The following is a 17,958-nucleotide window of genomic DNA, read 5'->3' as shown; positions in this document are numbered from 1 at the left end:
GCCGCGGGGCCGCGTCTGCATGGCGCCCGTCACAGTTCGGAGAGATGGCCGAGTGGTTTAAGGCAGCAGTCTTGAAAACTGCCGTGGGTTTACGCCCACCGTGGGTTCGAATCCCACTCTCTCCGCCACCTCATCGCAGGCGCCGACAGTGGCTTCAAGTTAGCCACCTGCGCGGTGTATGCTGAAGCTGCCCAGAGTCGGACCTTCTGCAATGAGTGCGCAGGCTGCGGACGAACTGTTGTTTCTCGATGACGAAGCTCCGGCAGTCTTTGCCGAGTCTTGGAACGTTCTGATCGTCGATGACGAGCCGGAGATGCACGCCATTACTCGACTGGCACTGCGTGATCTCAGCTTTCGCGGGCGCGGGCTCAACTTTCTGTCGGCGCATAGCGGGCGCGAGGCCGAGGCGGTGCTGCGCAGTCAGGACGATATCGCGCTGATCTTGCTCGATGTGGTGATGGAAACCGATGACGCCGGCCTCAAGGTGGCGCGCTTCGTGCGTGAGACCCTGCATAACGACCGCGTACGGATCGTGCTGCGCACCGGCCAGCCGGGGCAGGCGCCGGAGCGCAATGTCATCGTCGAATACGACATCAACGACTACAAGGAAAAGACCGAGCTCACCTCGCAGAAGCTGGTGACGACGGTGATCTCGTCGTTGCGCACCTACCAGGCCATATCCGAAGTAGCGGCGCTGAATCGTGAGCTGGAAGCCAAGGTGCGGCAACGCACCGAGGAACTGGAGCAAAGCAATCACCGTCTGCGCCGCTCGCTGGATGCCCTGGAGCAGGGCGAGCAAGCCGGGCGGCGCATCCAGTTCAAGCTGCTGCCGGCCAAGCAAAAGCGCTTTGCCAATTACCGCTTCAGCCATGTGCTGATGGCTTCGGAAGTGATGAGCGGCGACTTCGTCGATTATTTCGCCATCGATGAGCATCGCGTGCTGTTCTACATTGCCGATGTCGCCGGGCACGGTGTGGCCTCGGCCTTCGTCACCGTGTACCTGAAGCGCTTCATGGGCTCGGTGCTGGAAGGCGGCGGTGCCGAAGCTGAACTCAGTGATCCGGCCCTGATGTTGTCACGACTTAACATCGAGTTGCTTCGAGATAGGCTGGGCAAGCATATCGCGCTGTTCGTCGGCGTACTCGATACCCAGAGCGATCAATTGGTCTACGCCAATGCCGGCGCTTTTCCCTTTCCCCTGGTCGACACTGGTGGGTCCACAACGTTTCTCGAGCAGAAGAGCATGCCCGTTGGGCTGATGAACTCGACGCGTTACGAGAGCGGTCGAATTGCCTTGTCGCCGGCGTCTCGCCTGCTGTTGGTCTCCGATGGCTTGCTCGAGTTGATGGCTGACGCCAACACCGACAGAAAGCTCGATTCCCTGCGACGCCGCTTCGTTGAATGTGGCGATGATGCCGATTCCCTGCTTAGCGATTGGATGAGTCTTGAGGAATCCGCCTTGCCTGATGACTTGACCGTGCTGATGTTGAGCGGAGTGCGGTCATGAGTGCGCAGGTGCAGGCCGCTCGGCACGCCGACGTAGCCTGCCTGAAGCTGAGCGGCGAGTTGCGCCATACGCTGGCTGAAGATATTCAGGAGTTCAGCGATCGGCTGTTCGAGCAAGACCAGATTCCCCAGCACCTGGTGATCGATCTGTCCGAAGCCGTGTTCATGGATAGCACCGTGATCGGCCTGGTGGTGAGCTTGGCGCGCGAATTGAGCGAGCGCGATCTGCCGCCAGCGACGGTCGCCTGCAGTGAGCCGGAGATCACCCAGATGTTTCATAACCTGCGCCTCGACGATGTGTTCGTGATGGTCGAGGATGGTTCTGCGCCCGCGGTTGCGGCGTTCAGTCCGGTGCTCGACGATGGAGCCAAGGAAGACGCCTTGCAGCATGCGCGGATGGTGTTGCGAGCGCATGAGGCGCTGATTGCAGCCAATGAAGAGAACCGCAAATCGTTCGCCGCTGTGGTCGAGCTGTTCCGCATGGAAGTCGAGCGCCTGGAAGCCGAACAAGGTGAGCGCTGATCTTCCGCCGGCCTTAGCCGGCATGTTTCGTGAGGTCGCGCGGCCCGCTGGGTAGGCCGGCCGAATTACTCCAGGCCGGTGTAGAAAACCGCGCTGCGTTGCAGCGGTTCGATCAGGGTGTCTCGGTCATTCTCTGCGCCCAAGGCGGCGGGCCCCGGAACTGCCCGCACTCGAGTTCTGAGTTCCAGCCAGGGGTGCGAATCCTGCAACTGCCCGCTGAGTTCAAGCACCGCGCTCTGCTCAGGGGCGAGTGGCACATTGACTGCCGGCGCGGCATTGCCGCTACCAGGGCTGCAGCCGGCGCTGTCACAACTCCACAAGGGGTCGGAAAGGCCGCGTACCAGTTCGCTGTCGAGTCGTGCTTCGGTGGCAACCGGACCATGGTTGTGCAGCGTGAGCTCGAACTCGGCCAGGGTCTGACCCAGATCCAGGGCGTCAGGCAGGTAGGCCGCCGCTGGCGTCTTGCGGGTGATGGTGACCGTAAGATCTGCGGCATCGCCCACAAAGATGCGTGCGGTTTGCGCGGTCTGGCGATCTTCACCGCCGTTGCTGGTGCCGCCGTCGTCGCGCGTCTGCAAGCTGAGAACGGCCACGCCTGAGCGTCCCGAGAGATCGACCCACAATGTTCCCGACGCATCCAGGGACACAGAGTTTAGGATGCCCTCGCGATCGACCAACTGCAGTATGGCGAAATCTAGCGTCTGCGCCGCTTCGTTGCTTGGGCCGGGCGAAAGTTGAGTGGCGAAACCCGTGAGCGACTGCAGTCCACTGCTGCCCGCCGCAAATTGCGCGTGGGTCTGGATCTGGCTGCTCGGGGCATCGTTGACCGGCAGCACCTGAACCGAGATCAGATGCTGGACACTGCTACCCATCGGATCACTTGCAGTGACGATGATGGTGGCAGCGCCGAATGCGTCGGCGATCGGCGTCAGCCTGAAACTGCGCGTTGAGGACGAGCCGCTGAGGCTGGCATTCAGAACAGCGTCGTCGAACAGTGTGGCGTTGTCGCTGCCCAGGGTCACGCCGATCTGTTCGGCGACCGATTCGGGGTCAGAGACCTGAAACGCCACCTGCAGGCTGCCGTCTTCCAGCAATTGCACAGAACTATCAGCCACAACTTGCGGAGGCGTATTGACCAGCTGGTCGTACATGTCGCTGCTGGCCTGATTGTTGTCATCGCCGAGGTATTCGGCATGAATCTGCAGATTTCCCGATGGCAATGCACTGCTCGCGCAGATCGCTTGACGGGTATCGCCGCTGCCCGTCAATGCCACCGCTTCGCAACCTGCGATCGCGTTGTCGCCGATCTTGAACATGAGGTTTCCGCTCGGTGCAGCGCCACTGAGCTGGGCAGTGATGGTGACCTGCTGCGCCGGCAGGGCAGGGTTGGGTGAGCCTGAGATCGATACCGAGCTGATCTGTTTGGCGCGCTGAATCGTGGTGATGTAGCTGCGCCGGGTCACACCGTCTTCGGCGGTGACCTGCAGCGCGAACGTGTTGTCGCCGACAGCCAGCGTCAGCGGCGCGGAAGTGGTCAGCTGTAACAAGGGGGCTGCATTCAGCGTCATGCTGGCGTTGGCATCGGCACTGCCCGCGGTGACTGCGGTGGCGTCGGACTCGAACGGCACGCTGGCCGAATAGCTGAGCGTGCTGCTGTCAAAGGTCGGCGCTAGCGCCAGGCCGGAAAATTCGAGGCTGGTGAGTAGGGCGTTGTCGGAGGCCGTCGTCGACCGGAAGCTGGCCGTGATTCCGCCGATGGTGAGCGTGCTGCTGCGCTGCTGTCCGGCGCTGGCCGCTGCCGTGTGGCGCACCTCGACCTCATCGCCCGGGTGCACCACGCCATTGCTGCTGACAAAGACGCCGCCATTGACCCTGTAACTTGCCGTTTCACCTTCCACCTTGATGCCGGTAGGCGTATCGATACCGGTGACCACCACGCTGTTGGAGGTGACCGTGCTGCCGGCAGCCACCGCGGATTGGGGCGTCAAGGTGAAAGCGTCGGGGGTGTAGTTTGCGCCGGCATCGAAGCTGGCAAGGCCAGTGCCCGCGCGCACCAGACGCAGACGCCGACTGGTTGACTTGGCACCGAATTCCCGCAGGCCGCTGGTGAAGTCAACGGTCCAGGCCGAAGCGGGTGTGGTGACCGAGGTGGTCGAGGTCCAGTAGCGGGCCGAGTCGGTGGCTGGAAACAGGCTGCTGTTGATCGCCGGTGCGTGGCAGCCGTATTCAACCAGGCTTTGCAGTTCGTGCGCATTGGGCAGTCGCCAGTCAGTGAAGCCGGCATGTTCGTTGGTGTCAGCAGCGCTCAACGCTGCCGACCAGTCGAGCAGACTGGCGCTGCCACTGTCGCAGTCGCTGCCGGACAGGCCGAGGGTGCAACGCTGCCATTGCAGTCCGGTTTGCAGGTCGGTGACGATCGGCTGGCCGGACACCGGTTCGCTGAGTGCGTAGCGGCTGTCGGGCGCTGCTTCGAGATTGCCGCTGATCAGGCTGCAATTGGCCCAGGACGTGCCGCTCAGAGCCAGCCAAAGCGCGATACGTCCGCAGTGGCCGATCAAGGCGTGCTCCTGACCAGACGCACGTAGGCGCCGCTGCTGCCCTTGCTGTAAAAGCTGGCCACGCCGCCGTCAAACATCAATCCCCATGCCCCGGTCGGTGTGCCGGCGGCATTGCTGGCGCTCCAGTAGATGGCTGGCACGGTGTTTGGAAACAAGGCTGTGTCGATGGCCGGGCGCGGGTTGACGCTAAGGTCGACGATGCTTTGCAGCTCGTCGATGCGAGGCAGTCGCCAATCGGTGGCAGCGCATAGTCGGTCGTTGCCGGTCAGCGCGTTTACCGCATCGATAAAGGCCTGCGTGTTGCATTGTCCGGCCGTCAGTGTGCCAGCGCAGGTGTCGCTGCCCAGGCTGCCCGAGAGTCCGCCATTGCTGTTGGCGTCATCGCTATACCAGGTGTAGCTGTGGTTGCGATCACGCAGCCCGCCATCGCTGGTCTTGACCTCCCAGATCAGCCCGGTCTGATTGTCGCGCACGCAAGACCAGCTGCTGGCGCTCGCCGGTAGCACACTGCCATCGCTACCGAGCTTGCTGAAATCCTTGCCGCGCGAGCCGATATCGCTTGGATACTGCACGCCCAGTGCTGCTGCAGCGGAGGCACCCAGGCTGCAATCCTGGCGATTGAAGCCGGCGGCCTCCGGATCGGGCGTTGCGGGGCTCACCACGCCGGTGCTGCCACTGGCATCAAAGCAGCGGGTCTGGCCGCTATCGGTGGCGACGGCGTCGGCAGGGGCGAAAAGCACGGCCAGCAGAGCCAGCACCGGCACAGCATGTCGTGGCGTCGAGCAAGTCCAGGGCATCGGGTGAGGGGTCACCTTGCAACAACAAACCCCCTAGGATCGCCACCCGGCGTGATGAAAATGCAAAGGTCGGGCGAATTTGTTCACATGTGCGAGGCGATTCGGTTGCGCCGCCGTCGAATCAGTGCGGCCCGAACTGCAGCCTGGCCAGCTCGGCGTACAGCCCGCCCTTGGCCACCAGATCCTCGTGTCGGCCCTGGTCGACGATGCGGCCGCCGTCGAGCACGATGATGCGGTCGGCCTTGCGCACAGTGGCCAGTCGATGCGCGATGACCAGGGAGGTTCGGCCCTCCATCAGTCGATCGAGGGCATGCTGGATGGCGCGTTCACTGGCTGCATCGAGGGCGCTGGTCGCCTCGTCGAGCAGCAGGATAGGCGCATTCTTCAGCACTGCCCGAGCGATGGCGATGCGTTGCTGCTGGCCACCTGACAGGCGGGCGCCGCGTTCGCCCAGCCAGGTGGCATAGCCCTCGGGCAGGGCGCGAATGAACTCGTCCGCCTCGGCCACTCGCGCGGCCTGCTCGACCTCGGCATCACTGGCGTCGAGCCGACCGTAGCGGATATTGTCGGCCGCGCTGGCGGCGAAGACCGCCGGATGCTGTGCCACCACGGCGATACGCGCCCGCAGCTCGCGTGGATCGAGCTGCCGCAGATCCATGCCGTCGAGCGTGATGCGTCCGGCACTGGGGTCGTGAAAACGCTGCAGCAGCTGCAGCACGGTGCTCTTGCCGGCGCCTGACGGGCCCACCAGGGCCACCGTTTCGCCGCTCTGCACATCGAGATCAAGACCGCTGAGTGCTGGCTGCTCGATTCGCGACGGATAGTGAAAGTGCACCGCTTCGAAGCGCAGTCGACCGCTGATGTTGTTCAGCGGCAGCGGATGAGCCGGCGGAGCTACGTCGGGTTGTTCGAGCAATAACTCCTCGATCCGCTGCAGACTGCCACTGGCGCGCTGCACCTCCGCCCATACTTCACTCAAGGCGCCGACCGAGCCGGCGCCGAGCACCGCATACAGCACAAACTGGCCGAGCACGCCGGCTGACAGGTGGCCGGCATTGACGTCCTTGGCGCCGATCCACAGCACCGCGACAATCGCGCCGAACACCAGCACGATCACCGAGGCAGTCAGCAAGGATTGCATGCGAATGCGCTTGCGCGCAGTGCCGACCGAGAGTTCCACCGCGGAGTTGAAGCGTTCGATCTCGAACATCTCGCGGGCAAAGCTCTGCACCGTGGCCATGAAACCCAGGGTTTCCGCGGCGCGCGAATTGGCGTCGCTGACACGGTCCTGGCTTTGCTTGGCAATCGCCTGCACCTTGCGTCCAAACAGCACGATGGGTAGCACGACCACTGGAATACCGAGCGCGGCCAGGCCGGCCAGCCGGGGTGAGGTGCTGACCAGCATGATGGCGCTGCCGAGCAGGGTCACCACACTGCGCAGTGCCACCGACAGGCTGCTGCCCACCACGCTGCGAATCTGCTCGCTGTCAGCGGACAGCCGCGACACCAGTTCGCCCGAGCGGTTGCGATCGTAGAAGGCCTGATCGAGGTACAGCAGGTGCGAGTACAGTCGCTGACGCAGATCGGCCACCACACGCTCACCGAGCAAGGTGACCGCAAAGAAACGTGCGGCGGTGGCAAAGGCCAGCACGCTGGCGACCGCGAACAGGGCGATGAACCAACGGTCGATGGAACTGCCGTCGCCTTCGCTGAAACCGCGGTCGATCATGTAGCGCACCGCCACCGGCAGGCTCAAGGTGGCCGCGGACGACAGCGCCAGAAAGCCAAGCCAGGCCGTGAGCAGGCCGCGCTGAGCCGCCATCAACGGCCATAGCCGACGCAAGGTGCTGAGTGCGCGTTGACCGGCACCGGTGGAATTCTTTTCAGTCATTCTTCAAAGGTCGCCATGGCTTGCAGCTGGGCCCGGCCGCGGGTGGCATCGCTGAGAGCCTGCTGCAGCGAATCAAGTTGCTGTTGTTCCAGAATCACGGTGAGGATGAGGCCATCGCTGCGGTGGGATTCGCCCTCGCGTTGGAGGTCGTGCTGGGCGCAAAAGTGATACAGCGTACCCGATAGTTCGAACGGCGCCGACAGGCTGGCGCGGATCAGTGTGCGTATCTCACGTCGATCAGCCAGCCGCAGGCACTCCGCCGCGGCCCCGCCGTAGGCGCGAATCAGCCCGCCGACACCGAGTTTGGTGCCGCCGTACCAACGTACCACGACCACGGCGAGCGCATCGAGACCGCTGCCGTCGATCGCGGCCAGGATCGGACGCCCAGCGCTGCCGCCGGGCTCGCCATCATCACTTGAACGATAGGTTTCACCGATGCGCAACGCCCAGCAGTTGTGGGTGGCATCCGGCACACGGACAGCCTCAATCCAGCGCAGCGCTTCATCGGCGGATTTGACCGGGTGCGCCAAGGCAAGGAAGCGGCTGCGCTTTACCTCGATCTCGTGTTGTGCGTCGGTCGCCAGCGTGTAGCGGCTCACTCTGCCGGCTCCGCCAGGGCGGCCTCGCGCAGTGGCGAAAGTGCCGGGGTGAGCACAAGATCAGGATGCCCACGCAGCAGTCTGGCCAGCGCTCGCACGGCCGCCTCGCGCTGACCGGCCTCGAGCAGCTGCTCGATCCGCGCCATCTCCTGCTGCGGCTGCACAGCCTCGAGCTCGGCTTGTGCGGTGGGCTCAGCGCTGTCGCGCATGCTCGTGCCCATGCTTACCGCCGCTTCCTCGGGTGATTCTGCAGCGCGGGTCTGTTCAAGCTTCGCTTCACCTGCGGCTTGTCCGAGTCGGCCGGATGCCGCGGGCGCGGACGGCGCAACGGGCATTGGTTCGGCGGGTGGCGCCGTCCGCAGGCGCGAGCCGCTGACCTCGATGCGGTCCAGGACTGCCGAATCGGCAGAGCTGCTGTCGGGTTCAGACGGCTTGGGCGACGGCGCGTCACTGGGGACGGTGATGCTTTCCGGGCTCAGGCTGGACTGTTGCACCGGCAATAGCAGGGCGAAGCACAGCAGCGCTGCGGCAGCAGCGCCAGCACCCCAGCGCAAATGAAATCGCGGGCCGCGGTGAATGGCCGCCTGTGCCTGCAGAAGAACCCTGCGGTCGAGTTCGGCACTCGGCTGCGGCTGCGGCAGTTGGCGCCAGGACTCACGCAGATCCTTGTCATTGTCGATCTCGCTCATGGCTCGTTCTCAAGCGGGTCGGCGGCAGTTTTGACCAGGAGGGCTCGAAGCTTGTCCATGCCGTAGCGCAGCCGCGATTTCACCGTCTCCCGACCACAGTCGGTCACTTCCGCAATCTCCTCCAGACTTAGCTCTTCGTTCCATCTGAGCTGCAGGGCGATACGCTGCTCTGCAGGCAGGCTGTCAATGGCCAACTGCAGTCGTCGCGCTTGCTGAAAGCGCGACTGCACAGTCTCCGGCGTGCTGTCGGTGGTGGTGTGGTCGGGTCGATCCAACAGTCGCTCGATCTCCTGGCCGGTCTGCGCCGGTCGTCGACGCAGCTGGTCGATGATGAGGTGGTGAGCGATCTGGAACATCCAGGTGCTGAAGGCGGCGGTCGGCTGATAGCGTTGCCGCGACCGGATGATCCGCGCCCAGGTATCCTGAAAGCAGTCGTCAACAGCAGCGCGTGGCGAAAGCGCACGCGCAATGAACGCATACAACCGGCCTCGATTGCGCTGGTACAACAGTTCGAACGCACGCCCGTCGCCGTGGCCGTAGGCCTGCATCAATTGTTCGTCGGAGCGAGCATCAAGATCGTCGGCGGACATGGGGCTGAATAAATGATCGGCGCGGGCGAGAATGGGGTGCGCGGCGCACAAGGCTAGCAAAACCGCGCGCCCGCCGTGCTCCTTGTCGAGTCTGATACCTGTCATTTGCATGCTGGCGAATGTCACTGAGCTTGGTCGAGACGCGGCGGTTGTTGCCTGGAACGGCGTTGCAGCACGATCGGGGTTGAATGGGGCATCCGCGCCCCTGATGACATATGCGGGTGAGGCTTCACCGCATTCGGCGCTGCGGTTGGCTATGATGACCCCTTACTCACCGACGGCCGCCGAGCGTGGGAACAGCCAGCCGAACTCGTCTTCGACTCCTGCTCGCTGCGAGCCTTGTGCTTGCTGTTTGCCTGTCGGGCGTCGCCTCCGCGCAGGATTCCTGGACCGAGACCTTGCGTTTTCGTCGCCTGGGCGCCGACGAAGGCCTGTCTCAGAGCACCGTCAACGCGGTGCTGCAGGATCGTGCTGGCTTGATGTGGGTTGGCACGCAGAACGGCTTGAATCGCTTCGATGGAACCGAAGTCACCATCTTTCTGCCAACCCCCAATCAGACAGGCGGGCTGTCGGACAACTTCATTACCAGCCTGGCCCTGGATCAGGACGGTGTGCTCTGGGTCGGCACGCTGGATGGGCTGAATCGCTACGATGCCGCTAGCGAGCGCTTTCAGACCTTCATCTTCGCTCCGGCCGATCCCCATTCCTTGCCTTCCTCGGTGATCTACGACCTTGAGGCGGATCGGCGTGGTTCGGGCATCTGGATCGGCACCGAAGCTGGCCTGGCACGCTGGAGTCCGGCTGCGCAACGGTTTGAGCGCGTTGCCGATCGCTCGACGGGGCTGCCGGACAATCGAGTGAACGAAGTGTTGCATGACTCGCAAGGTCGACTATGGTTGGGCACCGCGCGTGGCCTGGCGGTGGGTGATCCGGATTCAAGGGTCTGGCGCGCCGCCGACGATCCGATTCCGGGCGCCGCCGTGGATGCCTTGGCGGAGGGCGACAAGGGGGCGATCTGGGTTGGCTACGACAGCGCCGGACTGGCGATATCGAGTCCCGCACCAGGCGCATGGCGCTTGCTGCAAGCGGATGATCGACAAGCGGCCGATACAAGCAGCGCTCAAAACGGCGCGCTATTGAGCAGTAACAGTATACGCAGCCTGCTGCCGCAGGCCGACGGCCTGATGTGGGTTGGCAGCGATGCCGGTCTTGATCGATTGTCGACCGACGCCGAGGGCAAGCTGGTTGTTCAGAGGTTTCGACACCGTCGGCTGAATCCGAACTCGATCGGCGGAGGAGCGGTAGGGGCCCTGCATCTCAGCGATGATGGCGTGCTGTGGGCCGGCACCTGGAACGGTGGGCTAAGTTGGTTGAGCCCGGAGCAGAATCTTTTTCAGTCGTTTACCGCCGAGCTTGAGCTGTCTCAGGCCATGCGAAATCCCTCGGCCATCGCGTTGATTGAGCATGACGGTGATCTGTTCATCGGTTCGGGCGAGGGCCTTTACCGTCTGGCTCTGAATGGCGATCAGTTGCAGCGCGTGACCGGCGACTGGGGGAACTACGTGTACTACTGCGCCCAACGTGTCGGCGATGAGCTGTGGTTCGGTGCCACCCGAGGGTTGGTGATTGTCGGCGCAGACGGCACGGCGCGTCCAGTGAACCTGCCGGCCGAGCTGGCCGGTTCGCGCGTGCGGCGGTTGTGGGTGGACAAGGACGCTGTCTGGGTCGCCGCCGATCCGATCGGCGTGGCGAAACTGAGCCCCGACCTGAAACGGGTGCTGGCCTTGGTGCCTGTGAGTCGCTCGGCTACCTTCATTCGGCCATGGGATTCGATGATTCTTGTCGGCAGCTACTCGGGCTTGCATTGGATTGATCGTGTGAGCGGCAGCGAGCTGTACTCGCATTCCATCGGTGACGGCGAGGGCGAACTCAGCACCGCACCGATGGACGTCATTACTGACAGCAAAGGGACTCGCTGGATCGGGCTGAATGGTGCCGGTCTGGCCAAGCTGGACTGGAAGCCCGGTGCACCGCCCTCATCGGCCATTTTCGATCACGAAAACGTTCCCAGACTCGAAGACGGGTTCACCAAATCCATCGTTGAGGACGATCAGGGCTTTCTGTGGATCAGCACGGCCAGCAGCATCAGCATGCTGGACCTGCATTCCGGCCGGGTGCGCAGTTTTTATCGCAACCATGGTGCTTTCAGCCGCGACTACATCAATGCTGCGGCTACCCGATTGAGTGATGGCCGAATCGTGTTTGGCGCCATGGAAGGCTTCACCTTGTTCGATCCGCGGCAGCTGGCCAACATTCAGCCGACTGAGCCACCGCTGGCGCCGTTGATCAAACGGGTGGAGTTCGGTGGCGAGCCGATGTCGGATGTGCCGCGCTACAGCCGACAGATCGAACGTCTGGTGTTGCCGCCCGGTGATCGCTCAAGCCTGGAAGTCGAGTTCAATCTTCCGTACTTTGGGCCGCCTGAGTCAACGCGCTTTCAATACCAGTTGGGTGGCTTGCAGTCAGAGTGGGTGGAAGTTGAACGCAACAGCCGCCGCGCGCGTTTCGATCGATTGCCTGCGGGCGACTATCAGTTCATGGTGCGGGCCAAACTGGCCGACTCGGAATGGGGCGATGTGACGCGTTTTGACCTGCGGGTTGAGGCGCACTGGTGGCAGGCCCTGTGGGTGCGGTTCGCCGCGGCAGCTTTTCTGGTGCTGGGCCTTTACGCTGCCCACTTGCTGCGACTGCGCAGTCTGGCGCGTCAGAGTGAGCGATTGAGTCGTGAGGTCGCGCAGCGCACCGCTCAGTTGCAGGAGCGCTCGCGTGCCTTACAGGAAAGCAAGGTGGCCGCGGAGGGCGCATTGGCGCAGTTGGAGTCGGCACAAACAGAATTGGTGCGGGCCGAGAAGCTGGCCGCGCTCGGTCAACTGGTGGCGGGCGTGGCGCATGAAGTCAACACCCCGCTGGGCGTGGCGGTGACGGCGGGCAGTGTGCTGCAGGGAGCCACGCGAAAGGTGCGCGAGCACTTCGAGAAGAACGAGCTCAAACGCAGCGAGCTGGTCAGCTATTTCAATACCGTGAGTGAGTCTGGCGACATGATCGAGCGCAATCTCGGACGCGCCGCTCATCTGATTGCCAACTTCAAGCAGGTGTCGGTGGATCGCACCTCGGATGGCCGGCGCAAGTTCTTCCTTGATCGCGTGCTGCGCGAGATCCTCGAAAGTCTGGAGTTGATGTGGCGGCGGCGTTCAGTGCGTACCGACGTTGTGGTGTCGGACAAGATTCAGATCGACAGTTTCCCCGGTGCACTGGGGCAGGTGATCACCAACCTGCTGCAGAACGCAGTCATCCATGGGTTTGATGGCATGGACAGCGGACACATTCAGATCCAGGCAAGGGATCTGGGCAATTCAGCCGAGATCCTGGTCAGCGACAATGGCCGCGGCATTCCGGAAGAAAGTCGAAACCGGGTGTTCGATCCCTTCTTCACCACCAAGCGCAACGAAGGTGGCACCGGCCTGGGTCTGCATATCGTGCACAATCTGGTCACTCAGAAGCTGGGCGGCAGCATTCATCTGGAATGCCCCAGCAGCGGGGGCACAACCATGCGTATCGTGATTCCGAAAAGCGCGCCCGGTGGGATGGACTGAGCGGGTGCTGGCTGGGCACGGCATGAGCGTGGAATGGTTGCGTTGAACGTCTCCGGGAATTTGAGCAGCCGTTAAGAAAGGTCTGAACAAATCCATCCTGGGGTCAGCCCCCCCTTTTCCCAACCGCTCTCGCGCCAGGTGAGAGGGGCCAGAACAGGCTGCTGAAACAACTCCATCCTTGGGGTTTTCAGCGCAACCCTTCGACAAGCTCAGGGACCGCCGTTCGACAGGCTCACGGCAAGCTGGTCGCGGCAAAGTCGCGCCACCCCTCTCGTACGCACGCACGGGTCTCGCCCAAGGACAGAGCGAAGCAAAGCGCGGCCTCGCCGGGGTTCTGCCTCGCCCCGCATCGCCGCTTGCGGGCGTGAAGTCAAACAGCCTGTTCAAGCTTCTCGCTGAGCCAACAATCAGGCGTCGCGTATCACCAGCAGGCGGATTTCAGTCATGTCTTCAATCGCATAGCGAACACCTTCGCGACCGAGGCCAGAGTCCTTGACCCCGCCATACGGCATATTGTCGACGCGCCAGCTGGGTACGTCATTGATCACTACACCGCCCACATCCAACACATCCCAGGCGCGCATGGCCTTGCGAATATCGTTGCTGAAGATGCCGGCTTGCAGACCGAATGCGCTGTTATTGGTCTGTTTCAGGGCCGCTTCAAAATCACTGAATCGATACAGTGCGGCCACCGGTCCGAATGCTTCTTCGCAGTTGATTTCGCTGTCCAGGGGTACATTCTCCAGCAGTGTGGCCTCTAGCATGGCGCCCTCGCGCTTGCCGCCACAAAGCAGCTTGGCGCCCTTGTCCCGGGCCTTGCCGATCCACTCCTCCAGCCGTTTCGCCTCGCTCTCGGCGATCATTGGGCCGATAAAGGTCTTGTCATCCTTGGGGTCGCCCATCGGCAGTGCCTTCACCGCGGTGGTGAGCTTGTCTCGCACGGTGTCGTACAGGCTGTCGTGAATGAGGATCCGCTGCACACTGATGCAACTTTGTCCGCTCTGGTAGAAAGCGCCGAACACAACACGTTCCACTACCTTGTCGAGTTGATAGCCCTGGTCGGCATCAATGATGCAGGCGGCATTGCCGCCAAGCTCCAGGACTACCTTCTTGCGTCCAGCCCGGGCTTTCAGATCCCAGCCCACGCCGGGTGAGCCGGTAAAGCTGAGCAGCTTCAGACGATCGTCCTCGGTGAATAGATCGGCGCCGTCGCGCGAGCAGGGCAGGATGGAAAAGGCGCCTTTCGGCAGATCAGTCTCGGCCAATACTTCACCGATGATCAGGGCGCCAATCGGCGTGCGCGAGGCGGGTTTCATCACCCAGGTGCAGCCGGCGGCGATCGCTGGGGCGATCTTGTGCGCGGCCAGATTCAACGGAAAGTTGAACGGGCTGATCAGCGAACATGGCCCGATTGGCACGCGCTTCCACATGCCGCGGTAGCCTTTAGCCCGCTCGGCGATTTCCAGATTCATCACCTCGCCACCGATGCGCACGGCCTCCTCAGCGCCGACGCGAAAGGTGTCAATCAGTCGCGAGACTTCACCCCGGGCATCCTTGATCGGCTTGCCGGCCTCGATACACAAGGCCATGGCGATCTCTTCGAATCGTTCCTGAAAGCGCTTGACGCAGTGATTGAGAACGGCTTGCCGCTTGTAGGGCGGAAACGCCTGCATTTCCTCCTGTGTGGCCACAGCAGCCGCGATGCCGGCATCGATCGCCTTGGCATCGGCCAGGGCTACCCGGGTGGCCACCTCGCCGCTGTACTTGTCGGTGACCTTCAGATCGGCGTTGGCATGAACCGGCTCACTGGCCAGATAGTACGGGTAGGCATCTTTTAACATGTGGATTCTCCGCGTTCTTACTGCGTGAGCCAAAGTCGCAGGGGGAGGCCGCAGTCATGCTGCGCCATCCGAGCTTCCTGGTTGTCGCTGTGGCCGACGTAGAACGAACTGTCGGCGCAGCGCACCCTGTATGCCTGGAATGACATCGACCCTACAGTTTCGCGCTCAATTCCTTGATTTCTCTGTTAAGGATTCGATCGTTGTCGGAGTAATCGATCGGCACTTCGATCAGATCGAAGCCCGGTTCGGCTAGGGTCTTTTCCAGCAGTGGTGCGAACTCGGCGGCGTTCGCCGGGCGGTGTCCGCGCGCACCGTAACTCTCGGCGTACTTGACGAAATCCGGGTTGCCCATGTCCATGCCAAAGTTCTCGAAGTCCATGTTGGCCTGCTTCCACTTGATCATGCCGTAGGCATTGTCGCGCACCACGATCATGGTCATGTTGAGATTCAGGCGCACCGCCGTTTCGATCTCCTGCGAATTCATCATGAACCCACCGTCACCGGCCAGGGCGACGACTTTCCGCTCGGGGAACACCATCTTTGCAGCCATGCCGGCGGGCAAGCCGGCACCCATGGTGGCCAGGGCATTGTCCAGCAGCAGGGTGTTGGGCTGCTTGCAACGGTAGTAGCGAGCAAACCAGATCTTGTACATGCCGTTATCAAGGCTGAGGATGTCGTTGGGGCCCAGCACCTTGCGGATGTCGGCGACCAGGCGTTGCGGGTAGATCGGGTATCGCTCATCCTCGGCGCCCACAGCGAGGTGATCGTTCAGCGCCTTGCGCACGGTGTCGTAGTAGCTGAAGTCCCAGTGCGCCTGCGGTTCGAGGCGCTGCTTGATGCGCCAGACTGAGTTCGCGATGTCGCCGATCACCTCCACCTGCGGGAAGTAGACCGTATCCACCTCGGCGCCGAAGTAGTTGACGTGGATGACCGTGCGCAGCCCCTTGCGCATGAAGAATGGCGGCTTTTCGATGACATCGTGACCGACATTGATGATGCAATCGGCCTTGTCGATGGCGCGGTGTACGAAATCGCCGTCGGAAAGGGCTGCATTGCCCAGCCACAGCGGGTGTGTCTCATCAACAACGCCCTTGCCCATCTGCGTGGTGAAGAATGGAATGCCCATCTTGTCTACGAATTCCCGCAGCATCTTGGCCGTGGTCTTGCGGTTCGCTCCAGCGCCGACCATCAGCAAAGGACGCTTGGCATTGCTGATCGCATCGGTGGCGTAGGCGATCGACTTGTCATCGGCGACTGGGCGGCGATGATGACTCTTGGGAATCAGCATGGCGTCCGATTCTTCATCGGCAATATCTTCCGGCAGCTCCAGATGCACGGCGCCTGGACGCTCTTCTTCTGCCCGACGAAACGCCTCGCGAATGCGCGCGGGGATGTTGTCCGCTGAAACGATCTGCTTTGTGAACTTGGTCAGTGGTTTCATCATGTCGACGATGTCGACAATCTGAAAATGCCCTTGCTTGCTCAGCTTCACCGGCTTCTGGCCGGTCACCATCATCATCGGCATGGCGCCGAGTTGGGCATAGGCAGCGGCGGTGACAAAGTTGGTCGCGCCGGGGCCAAGCGTGGCAAGACAAACACCTGCCTTGCCGGTGAGGCGGCCGTACGTGGCGGCCATGAAGCCGGCGCCTTGCTCGTGGCGGGTGAGAATGAGTTTGATGCTGCTGGTGCGCAGCGATTCCAGTAGATCGAGATTTTCTTCGCCGGGAATGCCGAACATGTACTCGACGCCTTCAGCTTCCAGTGCGCGGATGAACAGGTCAGATGCTTTCATGGAAATTCCTCTTGGCTGTTTCAGACGTCGTGGGGGACTCGCACCCGCCTAGTTCGGCATCTTGTGAGGGGGAGCAGGACTTACTGCGGTGACGCGCAATCCCAGTTCGCCGTCGGCAAGGCGGGCGCGTAGCGGGTCGTTGACCTTGATCGAGGCAACTGAACGCAAGGTTCGTTCTGAATCGGCGAGGATGGCGTAGCCGCGGTCCAATGTGGCCAACGGACTGACGGCATGCAGCGTGCGGCCCAGCGCCTGGGTCGAGCGTTGCGCGCGCTGCAACTGCAAGCGAACCTGCGCTTGCAGCGTGTGCAGGGCAAGGTCGACACGGCGCCGCTGCAGACCGAGTTGTGCGCCGGGTGCCTTGGCCGAAAGTCGGGCCAGCAGTTGGTTCAGATGCTGTTGCTGACGGGAAATCACCTGCTCGCCGAGCTTGGTGATGCGGGCATGCAAGGCGCGGCCGCGGTCGAGCGCCAGTTGTAGACGTGCCTGCGGGTGTTGATTGCGCAGCCGCAGTTGCAAATGATCGAGTCGCTGTTGCGCCGTTTGCAGACGATTGCGCAGCGAGCGCGCAGCACGCGTGCCCAACTCATCGATGCGACGTCCGATGGCCTGACCATCCGGACTGAGTGTTTCGGCTGCAGCGGAAGGCGTGGGGCAGCGCAAGTCGGCGACGAAGTCGGCAATGGTGAAGTCGATTTCATGGCCAACCGCGCTGACTACCGGAGTGACACAGGCGGCGATAGTGCGGGCCAAACGCTCATCATTGAACGCAGCCAGATCTTCCAGTGAACCACCACCTCGGGTCAGCAAGAGCACCGAGTAACGTTGGCTCTCGTCAGCTCGGGTGAGCATGGAGCCGATCTGTGACGGGGCGTCTTTGCCCTGCACCGGTATCGGCAACAGCTCGACCTGAAGCAAGGGCCAGCGCCGACGTAGCACACTCAAGACATCGTGAATGGCGGCGCCGCCGGCTGAACTCAGCACGCCCAAGCGCTTGATCTGGGTCGGAATCGGCTTCTTGCGCTCTGCATCGAACAGGCCCTCGGCCTGCAGCTTTTCCTTCAGGGCCTGGAATGCGCGCAACAGTTCGCCTTCGCCAGCGGGCTGCATGTGTTCCAGTACCAGCTGGTAGTCGCCGCGCGGCTCATACAAGGTGAGGCGGCCTCGCACTTGTACGGATTGGCCATTCTCCGGCTTGAACCGCATCCACTGGCTGCGCTGGCGAAACATGGCACAACGCACCTGGGCGTTGCGATCCTTCAGGGTGAAGTAAAGATGGCCGGAACTTGGACAGGCGAAATTGCTGATCTCGCCGAGGACTTCCACCAGGGGAAAGCTGTCCTCCAACAAGGAACGCGCCAGCGCATTGAGCTGGGTGGGGGTGAGAAGGCGGCTGGCGGGTTCGGACTTAGGGAACATGGGGTCTTGAAATTGGCGATGCCGAACTTTCTGTGCGCACCAGGTACATGCCGATGGCGCACCCGGAGGGTGATGCGCCGCGTGTTTTGCTATCTGCTGGC

The 17,958-nt window shown here is 62.5% G+C and carries 13 protein-coding genes and 1 tRNA gene; 4 read left to right on the top strand and 10 right to left on the bottom strand.

All coding sequences use genetic code 11. The features are described 5' to 3' along the window. Positions 1-38 precede the first annotated feature (38 nt). The 3 genes from IFO71_RS01180 to IFO71_RS01170 all read left to right on the top strand — a co-directional run bounded on the left by IFO71_RS01180 (position 39) and on the right by IFO71_RS01170 (position 2,028). Positions 39-128 (top strand) — tRNA-Ser (locus tag IFO71_RS01180). A gap of 83 nt (positions 129-211) precedes the next feature. After that, positions 212-1,507, top strand: coding sequence for a PP2C family protein-serine/threonine phosphatase (locus IFO71_RS01175; protein WP_192027696.1), 1,296 nt, complete (start codon positions 212-214; stop codon positions 1,505-1,507). Then, complete coding sequence (locus tag IFO71_RS01170) at positions 1,504-2,028, top strand: STAS domain-containing protein (RefSeq protein WP_192027695.1); 525 nt, start codon at positions 1,504-1,506, stop codon at positions 2,026-2,028. Before IFO71_RS01175 ends, IFO71_RS01170 begins: the two co-directional genes overlap by 4 nt. A 65-nt stretch (positions 2,029-2,093) precedes the next feature. On the opposite strand, the gene IFO71_RS01165 is transcribed toward IFO71_RS01170, so the two are convergent. From IFO71_RS01165 to IFO71_RS01140, 6 genes are all read right to left on the bottom strand, one after another. Then, the gene (locus tag IFO71_RS01165; protein ID WP_192027694.1) at positions 2,094-4,586 is read right to left on the bottom strand and encodes an Lcl domain-containing protein; all 2,493 of its coding nucleotides are present in this window, start codon (positions 4,584-4,586) and stop codon (positions 2,094-2,096) included. After that, complete coding sequence (locus tag IFO71_RS01160) at positions 4,583-5,383, bottom strand: Lcl C-terminal domain-containing protein (RefSeq protein ID WP_192027693.1); 801 nt, start codon at positions 5,381-5,383, stop codon at positions 4,583-4,585. The genes IFO71_RS01165 and IFO71_RS01160 overlap by 4 nt, the downstream gene beginning before the upstream one ends. Positions 5,384-5,504: 121 nt before the next feature. Beyond that, a complete protein-coding gene (locus tag IFO71_RS01155) occupies positions 5,505-7,274 on the bottom strand; it encodes an ABC transporter transmembrane domain-containing protein (RefSeq protein ID WP_192027692.1) in 1,770 nt (589 codons plus the stop codon). Further along, positions 7,271-7,873: an IMPACT family protein gene (locus IFO71_RS01150; RefSeq protein ID WP_192027691.1), complete on the bottom strand. Its 603-nt coding sequence runs from the start codon at positions 7,871-7,873 to the stop codon at positions 7,271-7,273. The genes IFO71_RS01155 and IFO71_RS01150 overlap by 4 nt, the downstream gene beginning before the upstream one ends. Next, positions 7,870-8,562 (bottom strand): hypothetical protein, encoded by a 693-nt coding sequence (locus IFO71_RS01145; protein WP_192027690.1) that lies wholly within the window; start codon positions 8,560-8,562, stop codon positions 7,870-7,872. Before IFO71_RS01145 ends, IFO71_RS01150 begins: the two co-directional genes overlap by 4 nt. Beyond that, the gene (locus IFO71_RS01140; RefSeq protein ID WP_225444280.1) at positions 8,559-9,152 is read right to left on the bottom strand and encodes a sigma-70 family RNA polymerase sigma factor; all 594 of its coding nucleotides are present in this window, start codon (positions 9,150-9,152) and stop codon (positions 8,559-8,561) included. Before IFO71_RS01140 ends, IFO71_RS01145 begins: the two co-directional genes overlap by 4 nt. 398 nt (positions 9,153-9,550) lie before the next feature. Here IFO71_RS01140 and IFO71_RS01135 point away from each other — a divergent pair, with 398 nt between their 5' ends. Continuing rightward, positions 9,551-12,805, top strand: a complete 3,255-nt coding sequence (locus IFO71_RS01135; protein ID WP_192027688.1) for a sensor histidine kinase — start codon at positions 9,551-9,553, stop codon at positions 12,803-12,805. Between the two features lie 407 nt (positions 12,806-13,212). On the opposite strand, the gene IFO71_RS01130 is transcribed toward IFO71_RS01135, so the two are convergent. The 4 genes from IFO71_RS01130 to xseA are packed head-to-tail and all read right to left on the bottom strand — an operon-like array spanning position 13,213 to position 17,857. Further along, positions 13,213-14,646 (bottom strand): aldehyde dehydrogenase family protein, encoded by a 1,434-nt coding sequence (locus IFO71_RS01130; RefSeq protein WP_192027687.1) that lies wholly within the window; start codon positions 14,644-14,646, stop codon positions 13,213-13,215. A 17-nt stretch (positions 14,647-14,663) separates the two neighbouring features. Further along, entirely contained in the window at positions 14,664-14,792 is a 129-nt protein-coding gene (locus tag IFO71_RS22595; protein ID WP_425502860.1) for a GIY-YIG nuclease family protein, read from the bottom strand. A gap of 5 nt (positions 14,793-14,797) precedes the next feature. Next, positions 14,798-16,438, bottom strand: a complete 1,641-nt coding sequence (locus IFO71_RS01125) for an acetolactate synthase large subunit (protein WP_192027686.1) — start codon at positions 16,436-16,438, stop codon at positions 14,798-14,800. Positions 16,439-16,486: 48 nt separating this feature from the next. Then, positions 16,487-17,857 carry an exodeoxyribonuclease VII large subunit gene (gene xseA, locus IFO71_RS01120; protein ID WP_192027685.1) on the bottom strand — a complete coding sequence of 457 codons (1,371 nt, stop codon included), beginning with the start codon at positions 17,855-17,857 and terminating at the stop codon, positions 16,487-16,489. Between the last annotated feature and the right edge of the window lie 101 nt (positions 17,858-17,958).

Source organism: Pseudomarimonas arenosa, from assembly GCF_014841215.1.
Taxonomy (GTDB): Bacteria; Pseudomonadota; Gammaproteobacteria; order Xanthomonadales; family Xanthomonadaceae; genus Pseudomarimonas; species Pseudomarimonas arenosa.
Note: the sequence above shows the minus strand (reverse complement) of the source record. Positions and strands in the feature narration are given on the sequence as shown.